At 72.8% G+C, this 14,823-nt stretch carries 11 protein-coding genes and 1 pseudogene; 10 read left to right on the plus strand and 2 right to left on the minus strand.

What is annotated here, in order from left to right; translation table 11 throughout:
- Nucleotides 1–494 precede the first annotated feature (494 nt).
- From QUG93_RS03630 to QUG93_RS03650, 5 genes are all read left to right on the plus strand, one after another.
- On the plus strand, nucleotides 495–2,252 hold the full coding sequence (locus tag QUG93_RS03630; RefSeq protein WP_289472283.1) for a xylulokinase: 1,758 nt from the start codon (nucleotides 495–497) through the stop codon (nucleotides 2,250–2,252).
- Nucleotides 2,249–2,992, plus strand: coding sequence for an L-ribulose-5-phosphate 4-epimerase (locus QUG93_RS03635; protein ID WP_289472284.1), 744 nt, complete (start codon nucleotides 2,249–2,251; stop codon nucleotides 2,990–2,992). The genes QUG93_RS03630 and QUG93_RS03635 overlap by 4 nt, the downstream gene beginning before the upstream one ends.
- Nucleotides 2,989–4,506, plus strand: a complete 1,518-nt coding sequence (gene araA / locus QUG93_RS03640) for an L-arabinose isomerase (protein ID WP_289472285.1) — start codon at nucleotides 2,989–2,991, stop codon at nucleotides 4,504–4,506. The genes QUG93_RS03635 and araA overlap by 4 nt, the downstream gene beginning before the upstream one ends.
- Nucleotides 4,507–4,516: 10 nt before the next feature.
- A complete protein-coding gene (locus QUG93_RS03645; RefSeq protein WP_289472286.1) occupies nucleotides 4,517–5,776 on the plus strand; it encodes a D-arabinono-1,4-lactone oxidase in 1,260 nt (419 codons plus the stop codon).
- Nucleotides 5,777–5,905: 129 nt separating this feature from the next.
- Entirely contained in the window at nucleotides 5,906–6,832 is a 927-nt protein-coding gene (locus QUG93_RS03650; protein WP_289472287.1) for a hypothetical protein, read from the plus strand.
- A gap of 18 nt (nucleotides 6,833–6,850) precedes the next feature.
- Here the strand turns inward: QUG93_RS03650 and QUG93_RS03655 are convergent, their stop codons facing one another.
- Both QUG93_RS03655 and QUG93_RS03660 read right to left on the minus strand, forming a co-directional pair.
- Nucleotides 6,851–6,994: a hypothetical protein gene (locus QUG93_RS03655; RefSeq protein ID WP_289472288.1), complete on the minus strand. Its 144-nt coding sequence runs from the start codon at nucleotides 6,992–6,994 to the stop codon at nucleotides 6,851–6,853.
- Between the two features lie 187 nt (nucleotides 6,995–7,181).
- Nucleotides 7,182–7,898, minus strand: a pseudogene (locus tag QUG93_RS03660) (hypothetical protein); the annotation flags it as partial.
- Here QUG93_RS03660 and QUG93_RS03665 point away from each other — a divergent pair.
- The 5 genes from QUG93_RS03665 to QUG93_RS03685 all read left to right on the plus strand — a co-directional run bounded on the left by QUG93_RS03665 (nucleotide 7,861) and on the right by QUG93_RS03685 (nucleotide 14,786).
- Nucleotides 7,861–9,141 (plus strand): MFS transporter, encoded by a 1,281-nt coding sequence (locus QUG93_RS03665; protein ID WP_289472289.1) that lies wholly within the window; start codon nucleotides 7,861–7,863, stop codon nucleotides 9,139–9,141. The pseudogene QUG93_RS03660 and the gene QUG93_RS03665 overlap by 38 nt on opposite strands.
- Nucleotides 9,142–9,431: 290 nt before the next feature.
- Nucleotides 9,432–11,102: an ABC transporter substrate-binding protein gene (locus QUG93_RS03670; protein ID WP_289472290.1), complete on the plus strand. Its 1,671-nt coding sequence runs from the start codon at nucleotides 9,432–9,434 to the stop codon at nucleotides 11,100–11,102.
- Nucleotides 11,099–12,856, plus strand: coding sequence for a dipeptide ABC transporter ATP-binding protein (locus QUG93_RS03675; RefSeq protein ID WP_289472291.1), 1,758 nt, complete (start codon nucleotides 11,099–11,101; stop codon nucleotides 12,854–12,856). The genes QUG93_RS03670 and QUG93_RS03675 overlap by 4 nt, the downstream gene beginning before the upstream one ends.
- Complete coding sequence (locus tag QUG93_RS03680; protein WP_289472292.1) at nucleotides 12,853–13,791, plus strand: ABC transporter permease; 939 nt, start codon at nucleotides 12,853–12,855, stop codon at nucleotides 13,789–13,791. The genes QUG93_RS03675 and QUG93_RS03680 overlap by 4 nt, the downstream gene beginning before the upstream one ends.
- Entirely contained in the window at nucleotides 13,788–14,786 is a 999-nt protein-coding gene (locus tag QUG93_RS03685) for an ABC transporter permease (protein WP_289472293.1), read from the plus strand. Before QUG93_RS03680 ends, QUG93_RS03685 begins: the two co-directional genes overlap by 4 nt.
- Nucleotides 14,787–14,823: the final 37 nt, after the last annotated feature.

Here is a 14,823-nt window from a genome sequence, read left to right on the forward strand (position 1 = left end):
CGCGGGACCTCGGCGAGCAGGACCCGGACGTGTCGGGCGAGGGCGAGGGCGAGGGCGAGGCGATCGTCGAGCGGTCGGGACGTGCCGCGAGGCGATCGGCGGGCGGGCGGGACGTGCGGCATGCCGATCGTCGAGCGGGCAGGACGTGCCGCATGCCGATGGTCGAGCGGGCGGGAGCCGTCGTCGCGCGGCGCCGGGCGTGACGAGAACGGCCCGCTCGACGGGGGTTCGGCCGTCGCACCGACGGTCCCGGACGTACGTGCGGCGATCGGCGAGCGGGCAGGACACGCCACGCGCGGGTCGTGTGCGGGTGGGATCGGGCACCCTGCCGTGTCGAGCGTGACGGAACCGGCCCGCTCGACGCGGTGCACAGCCGCCCCGTCGACCGCGACCGCGACCCCGCACGGCACGGCACGCCGCCGCGTTGCACGCGTGAGCGCTCACCTGCCATGATGTGAGCGCTCACGCAGGACGACGAGGTCTCGGGAGGACACATGAGCGACGACCGCCGACAGCAGGTCGAACACGGCCGCACCACCCTCGGCATCGAGCTCGGCTCGACCCGGATCAAGGCCGTCCTGGTCGACGAGGACCTCCGCCCGATCGCGAGCGGTTCCCACGAGTGGGAGAACGAGTACGTCGACGGGCGCTGGACCTACCCGCTGCTGGCCGTCGAGACCGGCGTCCGCGCGGCCTACGCCGACCTGGTCGCCGACGTCGAGCGGCAGTTCGGCGTCCGCCCCACGACCTTCCGCGCCGCCGGCGTCTCGGCGATGATGCACGGGTACCTGGCGTTCGACGCCGACGGTGACCTGCTCGTGCCGTTCCGGACCTGGCGCAACACCTCGACCGGCCCGGCAGCGGAGCAGCTCAGCGCCGCGCTCGACTTCAACGTCCCGCAGCGGTGGTCGATCGCGCACCTCGCGCAGGCCGTCCTGGACGACGAGCCGCACGTGGCGCAGGTCGCCGGGATCACCACGCTCGCGGGGTACGTGCACCGCATGCTCACCGGTCGCGACGTCCTCGGCGTCGGCGACGCGAGCGGGATGTTCCCGATCGACTCGTCGCCGGTCGACAGCGCCCCGGGGGAGCCCGGCCGACGCGACTACGACGCCGGGATGCTCGCCACGACGCAGGACCTGCTCGGCAAGCGCGTCCCCGACCTGCGCGCCCTGCTGCCCGAGGTGCTCGTCGCCGGCGAGGACGCCGGTGCGCTCACCGCCGAGGGGGCCGCGTGGCTCGACCCGACCGGCACCCTGCAGCCCGGTGTCGCGTTCTGCCCGCCCGAGGGCGACGCGGGTACCGGCATGGTGGCGACGAACGCCGTCGCTCCCCGGACCGGCAACGTCAGTGTCGGCACGAGCATCTTCGCGATGGTCGTGCTCGAACGCGCGCTCGGCACCGCGCACGAGGAACTCGACGTGGTCACGACCCCCGCCGGTGACGCCGTCGCGATGGTGCACTGCAACAACGGCGCGAGCGAGATCGCCGCGTGGGCCCGCGTGTTCGGCCGCTTCGCCGAGGCGGCGGGCGAGCGCGCCGGCACGACCCCGCCGAGCATCGACGACGTCTACGCCACGCTCCTGGCCGAGGCGGCAGACGCCGACCCGGACGCCGGTGGCCTGCTGTCCTTCAACTACCTGGCGGGTGAGCCGGTGACCGGCGTCGTCGACGGCCGACCCCTGCTGCTCCGCACCCCCGGTGCCCGGTTCACCCTCGGCAACCTCGTCCGCTCCGAGGTGCACGGGGCGTTCGCCACGCTCGCGATCGGCATGGACGTCCTGCACGGCGAGCACGTCGCCGTCGACCGGATGACCGCGCACGGCGGGCTCTTCCGCACCCCCGGCGCACCCCAGCGCCTGCTCGCCGCCGCGCTCCGGGTGCCGGTGGCGCTCGAGGAGACCGCGGGTGAGGGCGGTGCCTGGGGCATCGCGGTGCTCGCGGCCTACCTGGAGCACACCGACCGTTCCCTCGCCGACTTCCTCGCCGAGACGGTGTTCGGCGGCGACGCCGTCCACGTCGCCGAGCCCGAGGAGCGCGACGTCGAGGGCTTCCAGGACTACCTCGCCCGGTACCGCGCGGCCCTGCCCGTGCAGGACGTGGCGGCAGCGGCGACCCGGACCGGCGCGCCCGCCGAGCAGGACGCCGACACCGACCAGGACGCACCGGACCCGGCGGTACCGACCGACCAGGGCGAGCCGAGCGACGAGGCCGAGCCGAGCCTCCAGACCGAGAAGGAGCCGACCGCATGACGGACGCGACCGCATCCGCGAACCCAGCCACCCCGGACGGGACGACCGACGAGACGGCGGCCGCCGTCGCCCGGGCCCGCGAGCGCGTCGCGTCCCTGCACGGCGAGCTCGTCCGCTACGGCCTGGTGATCTGGACCGGCGGCAACGTCTCCGAGCGCGTCCCCGGCACCGACCTGTTCGTCATCAAGCCGAGCGGGGTCTCGAGCGACGACCTGACGCCGGCGAACCAGGTCGTCTGCACCCTCGACGGCGTGCCCGCCGAGGGCTGGGGCAACGCCCACGGCCCGTCGAGCGACACCGCCGCGCACGCCTACGTGTACCGGAACATGCCCGAGGTGAACGGCGTCGTGCACACGCACTCGACCTACGCGACCGCGTGGGCGGCCCGTGCCGAGGAGATCCCGTGCGTCATCACCGCGATGGCGGACGAGTTCGGCGGGCCGATCCCGGTCGGCCCGTTCGCGATCATCGGCGACGACACCATCGGCCGCGGCATCGTCGAGACGCTGTCCGGCCACCGATCGCGTGCGGTGCTCATGCAGAACCACGGCGTCTTCACGATCGGCAAGGACGCGAAGGACGCCGTGAAGGCCGCGGTGATGTGCGAGGACGTCGCGCGCACCGTGCACATCGCGAAGCAGGGCGGCGAGCTCGTGCCGATCGCGCCCGAGAACATCGATCGACTCTTCGATCGCTACCAGAACGTCTACGGACAGAACCCCGAAGGAGCCATGCGATGACGCAGGTGAACCCCCAGGCCACCCTCGACAGCTACGAGGTCTGGTTCCTCACCGGCTCCCAGGGCCTGTACGGCGAGGAGACCCTCCGCCAGGTCGAGGAGCAGTCGCGTGCCGTGCACGCCGAACTCGCACCGCACGTGCCGGTGAAGCTCGTCTGGAAGCCCGTCCTCACGGACGCCGACGGCATCCGCCGCGCGCTCATCGAGGCCAGCGCCGACGACCGGGTCATCGGCGTCACGACGTGGATGCACACGTTCAGCCCGGCCAAGATGTGGATCGGCGGCCTCCAGGCGCTGACGAAGCCGCTGCTGCACCTGCACACGCAGGCCAACGTGGCGCTGCCGTGGGGCGACATCGACTTCGACTTCATGAACCTCAACCAGGCCGCGCACGGCGACCGCGAGTTCGGGTACGCCCTGGCCCGCCTGGGCGTGCGGCACGCGACGGCCGTCGGGCACGTGTCCGACGAGCGGGTGCAGCAGCGGGTCGCGAACTGGACCCGCGCGGCAGCCGGCGCCGCGGCCGTCCGCGAGCTCAAGCTGACCCGTTTCGGCGACAACATGCGCTACGTCGCCGTCACCGAGGGCGACAAGACCGAGGCCGAGATCGAGCTCGGCGTGCAGGTGAACACCTGGGCGGTGAACGAGCTGGCCGAGGCCGTGTCCGCCGCGACCGAGCAGGACGTCGACGCGCTCGTCGCCGTCTACGACGAGTCGTACGACCTCGTCCCGGAACTGCAGGACGGTGGCGCGCGGCGCAGCGCGCTCCGCGACGGCGCCGCGATCGAGCTCGGTCTCCGCGCCCTGCTCGAGCAGAACGGGTCCGCTGCGTTCACCACGAACTTCGAGGACCTCGGCACGCTCAAGCAGCTGCCCGGCCTCGCGGTCCAGCGGCTGATGGCCGACGGCTACGGCTTCGGCGCGGAGGGCGACTGGAAGACCGCCGTGCTCGTCCGGGCGATGAACGTCGCCGGCGCGGGCCTGCCCGGTGGCGCCTCCCTGATGGAGGACTACACGTACGACCTCACCCCGGGGGCCGAGAAGATCCTCGGTGCGCACATGCTCGAGGTCTCGCCGACGCTCACCACCACGAAGCCGACGCTCGAGATCCACCCGCTCGGCATCGGCGGCAAGGACGACCCGGTCCGCCTGGTCTTCACCGCCGACGCCGGCGAGGCCGTGGTCGTCGCGCTCTCCGACACCCGCGACGGCTTCCGCCTCACGGCGAACGTCGTCGACGTGGTGCCGCCGACCGAGGCGCTCCCGAAGCTCCCCGTCGGCCGTGCCGTCTGGGAGCCGCGTCCGTCGTTCCCGGTCGCCGCGGAGGCCTGGCTCACCGCCGGTGCCGCGCACCACACCGTGATGACGACGGCTGTCGGCCTGCAGGTCGTCGAGGACCTCGCGACCATGGTCGGCACCGAGTTCCTCGTCATCGACGAGCACACCACGGCTCGTGGGTTCCGCGACGAGCTGCGCCTGCAGCAGGCGTGGCACCGTCTCGACCGCGGGTTCTAGGACCGTGACCGTGGCCGCGACGACCCGCACCAACTGGGCGGGGAACGTCACCTACCGTGCCTCCGCGCTGGAACGTCCCACCTCGGTGGACCATCTGCAGCAGCTCGTCGCGGCCACGCCGCGCCTGACGGCGCTCGGGTCGACGCACTCGTTCAACGAGATCGCCGACACCGACGCCGTCCAGGTCACCCTGGCCGGCCTGCCCCCGGTGCTCGAGGTCGACGAGACGCGTCGGGTCGTGCGGGTCGCCGCCGGCATGACGCACAGTCAGGTCGCGGCCGGACTGGAGGCCCGTGGCTGGGCCCTCGCGAACCTCGCCTCCCTGCCGCACATCTCCGTCGCCGGCGCGGTCGCGACCGGCACGCACGGTTCCGGTGTGCGGAACCCGTCCCTCGCGCAGGCGGTGGTCGGTCTGGAGGTCGTCCGCGCATCCGGCGACCTGGCGTCGGTCGACGCGTCCACGCCCGATGGCGCCCTCGACGCGCACCGCGTGGCACTCGGAGCGTTGGGCGTCGTGACCGCCGTCGAGCTCGCGATCGAGCCGACGTTCCAGGTCGCGACGACCGTGCACCTCGACCTGCCGTGGGACGCGGTGTCCGCACGCTTCGACGAGGTGATGTCCGACGCGTACTCGGTGTCGATGTTCACCTCGTTCGACGACCGCGGCGCCCGCCAGGTCTGGACGAAGCACCGGGTGGACGAAGCAGCACCCACCGTCGACCTGGTCGCACTCGGTGCGCGTACCGCCGACGGCCCCGTGCACCCGGGCGAGAACGACGCGGCGAGCGTCACCGAGCAGGGCGGCGTGCCCGGTCCCTGGGCCGAACGGCTGCCGCACTTCCGGTCGACCTTCACGCCGTCGACGGGCGCGGAGATCCAGGCGGAGTACCTGATCCCGGCGGGGCACGCCGTCGCGGCGCTCCAGGCGCTCCGACCCCTCGCCGACGTGTTCGCCCCGCTGCTCATCGCGGCCGAGGTACGCACGATCGCGGCCGACACTGCGTGGCTGGCGCCCTCCGCCGGACGGCAGTCGGTCGGCATCCACTTCACCTTCCGGCGGGACCCCGCGGCCGTCGCGGCGGCGGTCGAGCGGATCGAGGAGGTCCTCGCACCGTTCGACCCCCGGCCGCACTGGGGCAAGGTGTCGGCGGCGAGCGTCGAGCGGCTGCACGAGGCGTACCCGCGGCTCGACGACTTCGCGGCGCTGGCACGGGACCTCGACCCGGCGGGGCGGTTCCGGAACGCGTTCCTGGCGCGGCTGCTCGCCTGACCGACGGGGTGCCCCTCGCCGCCGGCTGCGACGAGGGCACCCGCGTTCCCAGGGTTCTCGGACGTGATCGACGGCTGGCGTCGTGCTGCGTCGCTGAGTGCTCACATGTGTGATCACAAAGGTTGGTGCATGGCGAACCTCAACCGGATCCTCGGCATGGCCTCGAAGGTCATCGACAAGCAGATGCAGAAGCAGCGCGGGCAGGGGAACGCCGCCGCTGGGAACCAGCAGCCGTCGGGTGGGAGCGACTGGCGGGACATCGTGCGCACCGCGGCGGACAAGCTGACCGGCGACGATCGGTCGCGATCGCAACAGCCCGGACAGCAGCCACAGCAGCAGTACGGTCAGCCGGGCCAGCAGCAGTACGGTCAGCCGGGCCAGCAGCAGTACGGGCAGCAGCAGTACGGCGGGCCGCAGGCGCACCAGCGCGGACCGGCCGACCCGGACAAGGTCGCCCTGGCGAAGTACGACTACCTGCTCCGCACGTCGAACCCCGACCAGCTCGAGCAGGTCCACCACGACGCCTTCGCTCGACTGACCCCGGCGCAGCGACAGCAGGTCCGCGACCGCCTGAACTCCGAGCTGCCGCCGCACGAGCACGTGCGCGACGACTCGTCCGGCGGCATGGCCCGGGCGATGACGCGCGGGGAGATGTCGCGTCCGGGGCTCATCCGGCGTGTGCTCGGTGGATCGGGCCGGTCGGGGAGCGGTCGCGCGGGCTCGTTCGCCGGCGGGGCCGCGGTGGGTGCCGGCGCGATGGCCGTCGGCGGGCTCGCGGTCGCGGTGGCCGGTGGCGCGGTCGTCAGCGCTGCCGCTGCACCGGTCCTGGCCGGGGCAGCCGACCTCGGCGTCGACTTCGAGGGGATCGCCTCGGGCATCGGCGACCTCGGACTGGCCGACCTGGGCGGTGGTGTCGAGGGCTTCGCGGCCGAGGGCGAGCAGTTCCTCGGCGGCCTGGGCGAGCAGGCGAGCGGGCTGAGCGAGCAGGCGAGCGGGTTGGGCGAGCAAGCCTCGAACCTCGGCAACGACTTCCTCGGCGGGCTGTTCGACCGCTGACCGGAGCCGGCGACGCGCTCACTCCCGACGGACGAGCGCGTCGCCGACCGTGCTGCGGTAGTAGAGCACCGATCGCCCGTACCGCGTGCGGTTCAGCAGGCCGCCGCGCTCCATCACCCGCAGGTGCTGGTTGACGGCGGACGTCGACACCCCGAACCGCATCGCCAGGTCCGTCGACGACGACGGTTCGCCGAGTGCCTCGAGCAGCGGCCCGCGTCCGGCCGAGCAGGTCCTGGACCGCGCCGATGTCCGGGTGCGACGCCGTCGACCACATCGCGCCCTGGCCGCGAGCCGGGTACATCACGGTCGGCGGCAGGTCGTCGTCGATCGGGGTGGATGCCCGCACCACGAACACCGACGGCACGAGCGTCACCCCTTCGCCCTGCACGGGCCGGTCGCGGGCGATCGGGCTGTGCAACCGGACGTCGAGGTGCCGACCGTCGAACCGCACCGACTCCGACAGCCCGCCGAGCACCGCACCGACGCCCTCGTGTGCGGCGATCCGGCCGCGGTGGGTCACGTCGGCCTGCAGCACGCGACGCATCCGGGGCCAGTACGGCGCGAAGCAGAGTTCCCACGTCGTCGCGAGGGCACGCTGCAGGCGCCCGACCACGTCCTCGTGCCGACCGAGGAAGGCGTCCGGCACGGTGCCGTGCACCCGCTCCAGGTCGTCGCGCAGCCGTGACGGCGTGATCCGGCCGAGCACGCGGAGTTCGTGGTCGAACGAGGTCAACGGTGACTCCGGTCGCGGGTTCACGAAGTCGGCGACCCACCGACGCTCGTCGACCAGGCCCGCGAGGACCGGACGGTCGAGCACGGGCAGCGCGCCCGCGATCCGCTCGAGCCAGGGCTGCTGCAGGGGGTAGCGCTCGGGGGCGCGGAACGCGCGGAGCCCGAGACCCAGCTCGGACAGCGGCGAGATGCCGAAACGGACGGCGGAGACGTCGCCTGGCTCCAGTCGGTACCGGATCATGAAGCCAGAACCTACATCCGTTCGCTCCGACGCCGTGTGCTGGGAGAACGGTGTGGTGAGCACCACCGCGCAGCAGACGTCGATCCGCACCATGGTCCGGCAGGACGTGACCCTCCGCAGGCTCCTCACGGTGACGCTCGTGGACACGCTCGGGCGTGGCGCGTTCTTCACCCTGACGTCGCTGTACCTCATCACGATCGTCGGCATCCCCGCGGTCGCCGTCGGGCTCGGCCTCACGGTCGCCGGGGCCGTCGGCGTGGCTGCGTCACTGGTGTTCGGGCACCTGGCCGACCGGTACAGCGCCCGCCGAATGCTCGTCGCGCTGCACGTCGTCCAGGGACTCGCACTCGTCGCGTACGTGCTCGTGCACGACCTGCCGACGCTGATCGTCACCGCCTCGGTCGTCACCCTCGCGCAGCAGGGCGGCGGATCCGTGCGGAGCGCCGCGATCGGACGCGCCTTCCCCGGCCCCGACCGCGTGCGGGTGCGGGCGACCATGCGGACCGTGACCAACGTCGGCATCGGCGTCGGCACCGCGCTCGCCGCGATCCCGCTCGCCGTCGGCACCGGGGACGCCTACCGGGTGACGATGGTGCTCTCCGGGCTGCTCTTCGTCTCCTCGGCGTTCCTGGTGGCCGGACTGTCGGGTGCCCGCGTCGACCCGGCCCCCGCCGACCGGACGGACACCGGCACGATCGTGCGCCGGGAGCCCGCGGGTCGGAGCCCCTACCGCGACCTGCGCTTCCTGGCGGTCTCGGCGCTGACCGGCGTGTTCGGCATGCAGTTCGGGCTCTTCGAGGTCGCCGTGCCCCTCTGGGTCGTCCAGCACACCGTCGCACCGGACGTGCTCGTGTCCCCGCTCCTCCTCGTCAACACGGTCGTGGTCGTCCTGCTCCAGGTGCGGATGAGCCGGGGCACCGACACGGTCGCCGGAGCCGCGCGGGTGATGCGCCACGCGGGGTGGGTGATGGCACTGGCCTGCGCGCTGTGGGCGGCTGCGGGCTGGGTGCGCGGCGACGACTGGGTCCCCGCTGCCGTCGCCACGGTCGTCCTGGTGCTCGCCGCGGTCGCGCACTCGCTCGCCGAGATCACCTCGAGCGCCGCGGGGTGGGCGCTGAGCTTCGAGCTGGCGCCGGCCGACCGGATCGGCGCGTACCAGGGCGTGTACGGCACGGGCTACGCGGTCGCCGCCATGCTCGCGCCCGCCGTGGTCACGCTGACGGCGATCGACCTCGGCACCCCCGGTTGGGCGGTCCTCGCCGTGGTGTTCCTGGGCGCCGCACTCGGGACGGCGGCGATCGCCGGGAGGGTGGCGCGCACGACCGCGGCCGCCTGACGGGCGCGGGTCGTGCCTCCATCCCGGGTCCCGGGACGCACCGCGGGAATACGCTCGGGCTGCAGGCGTTGTCCTGCTCCGGCACGCACGGTTGCACCATGCAATGTTGCGCCGCGTGTCATCCGGACCCCGCGGGCGTTCGGACCCGCGGGCCGACCGGTGCCACGATGGACCGCCCGGCCACCCGCGCCGGCTCGACCGCCGGGCGGACCGGCGACGGTCCGGATGCCGACCGGTCGTCCGCGGACCACGCACGACACCACCACCCCCCCCACGAGGAGCAGCACGCCATGCACCGCCCCAAGCGCCTGACCATCACCGCGGCCGCCGTCGCTGCCGCCGCAGCACTCGTGCTGACCGGCTGCTCGGGTGGCGGAGCGTCGGACGACGCCTCGTCGGGCACGAGCAAGGGCGGCACGCTCAACATCCTCACGCCGCAGACCGCGCTGCACTTCGACCCGGCGACGAGCCAGAGCCTCGGGATCACGTCGATGGGCCTGGTCGCCCGTCGCCTCACCACCTGGGACGTCGAGCCCGGCAAGACGGCGAAGGTCGTCCCCGACCTGGCGACCACCACGGGCGAGTCGAGCGACGGCGGCAAGACCTGGACGTACACGCTCAAGGACGGCCTGAAGTTCCAGGACGGCACCCCGATCACCACGAAGGACATCAAGTGGGGGATCGAGCGCTCGTTCGCACCGAACCTCACCGGTGGCCTGAGCTACCACAAGTCGCTGCTCGTCGGCGGCTCCGACTACCAGGGACCGTTCGAGGGGAAGACGCTCGACAGCATCGAGACGCCGGACGACAAGACGATCGTCTTCAAGCTCGACGCCCCCTACGGCGACTGGCCGTGGCTCGCCTCGATGCCGGCCTTCGCGCCGGTCCCCGAGGGCGACGGCAAGGACACCGGCGCGTACGACGCGAAGCCCGTGTCCTCCGGCCCGTACCAGGTCGAGTCGAACACGCAGGGCTCGCAGGTGACGCTCGTCCGGAACAAGGAGTGGTCCGCGAAGACCGACGCGATCCGCACCGCCGGCCCGTCGAAGATCGTCTTCAAGGAGAGCCAGGACGCGTCGACCACGACGCAGAGCCTGATCGCCGACAACGGCGACGCGAAGGACTCCTTCGGCGCCATCTACCTCGGTGCCGCCGAGCTCAACCAGGTGCGCGCGAACCCGTCCGCCCAGGACCGCCTCGCGACGAGCAAGGCCGGCCCGATCACGTACATGGCCATCAACACCCAGCGCGGCCAACTCAAGGACCTCAAGGTCCGCCAGGCCCTGCAGTACGCCGTCGACCGCAAGTCCTTCCGCATCGCGGCGGGCGGCGCGCTCGCCGGTGAGTACGCCTCCACCCTGATCACGCCCGGCATCGCGGGGCGCCAGGACTACGACCTGTACGAGACGAGCGCCACCGGTGACGTCGACAAGGCGAAGGCGCTCCTGAAGGAGGCCGGGGCCGAGGACCTGAAGCTCACGCTGGTCACCCAGAACGACCCGACGTACCTGTCCCAGGCGCAGGCCCTGCAGGCCGGCCTGAAGCGTGCCGGCATCACGGTCACGCTCAAGCCGCTCGACTACGACTCGTTCACCCAGGCCACGACGAACGGCACCGACTTCGACCTGTCGCTGTCGAGCTGGCAGCCGGACTTCCCGAGCGCGAACGCGAACCTGCAGCCGCTGTACGACTCGTCGCAGATCGGCGGGGGCGGCTACAACGTCTCGAAGTACAGCAACCCCGAGGTGGACGCGCTGATCGCGAAGGCCACCGGCACCGTCGACCAGTCCGAGGCGCAGAAGGTCTGGGCGCAGGCCGACCGCCGCATCATGGAGGACGCCCCCGTCGTCCCGCTGATCTACGCGAAGCAGTCGTTCCTGGCCGGCTCGAACGTCGAGAACTTCCGGATCGCGGACTTCCCGGCGTACCCGAACTACCTCAAGGTCTCGCTCGCCCAGTGAGTGCACCGCTGCTCGAGGTCGAGGGGCTCCGCGTCGCGTTCGGCGACGCGGAGCCCGTCGTCCGTGACGTCTCCTTCAGTCTGACGCCCGGCCGGGTGCTCGCCCTCGTGGGCGAGTCCGGGTCGGGCAAGTCGGTCAGCGCCATGAGCGTGCTCGGGCTCCTGCCGCCGGGCGCGCAGGTGTCCGGCAGCGCACGGTTCCAGGGCACCGAGCTCATCGGTGCGTCCGCTGACGTCCTGCGTGCGGTCCGCGGGGCCGGTATCGGCGTGGTGTTCCAGGAGCCGATGAACTCCTTCACCCCCGTGCTCTCGATCGGCACGCAGGTGGCCGAGGCCGTGCGGGCGCACCCCACGGACCTCGACCGCGCCGGCGTCTCGGCGCGCGTCGACGAGCTGCTGCGCGCCGCGGGCCTGACCGATCCGGCACGGATCCGGAAGGCGTACCCGCACGAGCTGTCCGGCGGGCAGCTCCAGCGGGCCATGATCGCGATGGCGCTCGCCGGCGACCCGGTCGCCCTGATGGCGGACGAGCCGACGACCGCGCTCGACGTGACCGTGCAGGCCGGGATCCTCGACCTGCTGCGTCGGCTCGGGCGTGAGCGCGGGCTGGCCGTGCTCCTCATCACCCACGACATGGGCGTGGTCGCGGACGTCGCGGACGAGGTCCTGGTCATGCGCCGCGGCGACCCCGTCGAGCACGGGGCCGTCGCCGAGGTCTTCGCCCACCCGGGCGCCGACTACACGCGCGAGCTCCTGGCAGCGGTCCCCGCACTGGAGGCGCGACCCGCCCCCGCCACGCAGCCTGCGGTCGCCGACGGCGCGGCCGGGGACGAGTCGCGGTCCGAGCGACGGTCCTCGCGCTCCGGGACGCGAGCGGCGTCGCCCAGCACGGGCCCCGCGGCCGCAGCGGGCGCGGACGACGCGAGCCGCGCCTCCCGGCCGGTGGTCGCGCGCCTGCGCGACGTCGCCGTGCGGTACGCGCGCCGCGGTGACCCGACGGTGTCCGGCGTCGACCTCGAGCTGCACGCGGGGGAGACCCTGGGTCTGGTGGGGGAGTCGGGCTCCGGCAAGTCCACCATCGGGCGTGCGCTCGCCGGCCTCGTCCCCGTCGTCGCGGGCACGGTCGAGGTGGACGGCAGCGACCTCCGCACCGCGCGCGGGAGACGCCTCCGTGAGCTCCGCAGCCGCGTCGGGATCGTGTTCCAGGACCCCGCGTCGTCGCTCAACCCGCGGCAGACCATCGGCTGGAGCATCGCCGAACCGCTGCTCGTGCACGGCGAGGGCGACGCTGCCTCGCGCGCAGCCCGCGCCCGCGAGCTCCTGACCGCCGTGCAGCTCGACCCGACGTGGGCCGAGCGGTTCCCGCACCAGCTCTCCGGTGGGCAGCGCCAGCGGGTCGCGGTCGCCCGTGCCCTGGCGCTCCGGCCCGCCCTGGTGATCGCCGACGAGCCGACGAGTGCCCTCGACGTCACCGTGCAGGCCGCCGTGCTCGACCTCCTCGCAGACCTGCAGGACGAGTTCGGGTTCGGCATGCTGCTCATCAGCCACGACCTCGCCGTCGTCCGGCAGCTCGCGGACGCCGTCGTCGTCCTGCACGAGGGCCGCATCGTCGAGCGCGGTGCCACGTCCGCGGTGCTCGACGACCCGCAGCAGGACTACACGCGCATGCTGCTCGCGGCGGCGCCCGTCGCCGACCCGACACGACAGGCGGAACGCCGAGCCGCGTGGCGGGCCTGGGAAGGAGTCGCACCGTGACCGCGAACGTCGTCGACCGTCCGGTGCCGGCCGCGGCCGGCCGGACCACCGGGTTCCGCGCCGTCGTGCGCCGCGTCCGGCAGGACCGCTGGGCCGTGGCCGCCGCGGTCGTCATCGCCGTGTTCGTCGTCGTGGCGATCGGCGCACCGCTCATCGCCGCGGTGACCGGGCAGGACCCGTACGGTTACAACGTCGACGCGTTGAACGACTTCGGTGCACCGCGCGGTGCCGCCGGTGGCGTCAGCGCCGAGCACTGGTTCGGGGTCGAGCCGCTGACCGGCCGCGACCTGTTCGCCATCGTGACGTACGGTGCGCGGACCTCGCTCGGCATCGGCCTCGCCGCCACCGTCCTGTCCATCGTGATCGGCGTGCTCGTCGGCGTGACGACCGGGTTCCTCGGCGGCTGGTACGACCGGGTGCTCTCGCGCGTGGTCGACGTGATCTTCGGGTTCCCGTCCCTGGTCTTCATGATCGCGCTCACCGCGGTCGTGCCGACGTCGTTCCCGAAGCCGGTGCTCGTCGTGCTGGTCATCGGGTTCTTCGGGTGGCCGGCGGTCGCCCGTGTCGTGCGCGGTCAGACGCTCTCGCTGGTCAGCCGGAACTACGTCGTGGCGTCGACCGCGATGGGCGCGGGACGCTGGCACGTCATCCGGAAGCAGCTCCTGCCGAACCTCGCCGCGACCATCACCGTCTACGCGACCATCTCGATCCCGTCGATGATCGGCGCCGAGGCGGCGCTGTCCTTCCTGGCCGTCGGGGTGAACCCGCCGACGCCCTCGTGGGGCCGCAGCATCGGCGACGCGATCGGCTGGGTGCAGACCGACCCGATGTACCTCGTCTTCCCCGGAGCCGCACTGTTCCTCATCACCCTGGCCTTCAACGTGCTCGGTGACGCCCTGCGCGACGCACTCGACCCGCGGGGGAGCGACCGGTGAACACCTTCCGCTTCCTGGCCGTCCGCATCGTCGGTGCGGTCGTCGTGCTGTTCGTCGTCGCGGCCATCACGTACGCACTGTTCATGCTGCTCCCGACGAACCCGGCCCGGGCGATCTGCGACAAGCCGTGCACTCCGGAGCGGCTGGCCGACGTGCAGGCGTTCCTCGGTACGGACAAGCCCTGGTTCGCGCAGTTCGGCGCGTACCTCGCGGGCATCTTCACCGGGCGCACGTTCGGTTCCGGTGCCTCGACCGTGACGTGCGCAGCGCCGTGCTTCGGGTACTCGTTCCAGCTCCACGACAGCGTGACGAACCTGATCGTCTCGCGCCTGCCCGTCACTGCGTCCATCGCGGTCGGCGCCGCCCTGCTCTGGCTCGTCACCGGGGTCGCCGGCGGAGCCGCGTCCGCTCTCAGGCGCGGGACGCTCGTCGACCGGGCCGTGATGACGGTGGCGGTCGCGGGTGTGTCCTCGCCGGCGTACCTGATCGGGCTGCTGGCGATCCTGCTGTTCGGGTTCACGCTCGGCTGGCTGCCGACGAGCGGCTACGTGCCGTTCGCCGAGGACCCGGTCGGCTGGGTGACCCACCTGGTGCTGCCGTGGTGCGTGCTCGCCTTCATCAGCGCGGCGATCTACGCGCGTCTGACCCGGGGCGAGATGCTCGAGTCGATGTCGCAGGACTTCGTGCGGACCGCCCGCGCGAAGGGCCTGCGTGAACGCCAGGTCGTCGTGCGGCACGGGCTGCGGACGGCGATCCTGCCGGTGGTCACCCTGTTCGGGCTCGACCTCGGGTCGCTGCTCGGCGGTGCGGTCATCACCGAGAAGGTGTTCTCCATGCAGGGCCTCGGCGCACTGCTCATCGACGCGGTGCACACGCTCGACCTGCAGGTGGTCGTCGGGTTCACGGTGTTCTCGGCGCTGCTCATCGTCACGGCGAACGTGGTGGTGGACATCGTCTACGCGTTCGTCGACCCGCGGGTGCGCCGCCGGGCGTAGCCGTCGGTCGTCGTCGGGAGAGCGGCTGCCCCGACGG

The organism is Curtobacterium caseinilyticum (assembly GCF_030363035.1).
In the GTDB taxonomy this organism is placed as follows: domain Bacteria; phylum Actinomycetota; class Actinomycetes; order Actinomycetales; family Microbacteriaceae; genus Curtobacterium; species Curtobacterium caseinilyticum.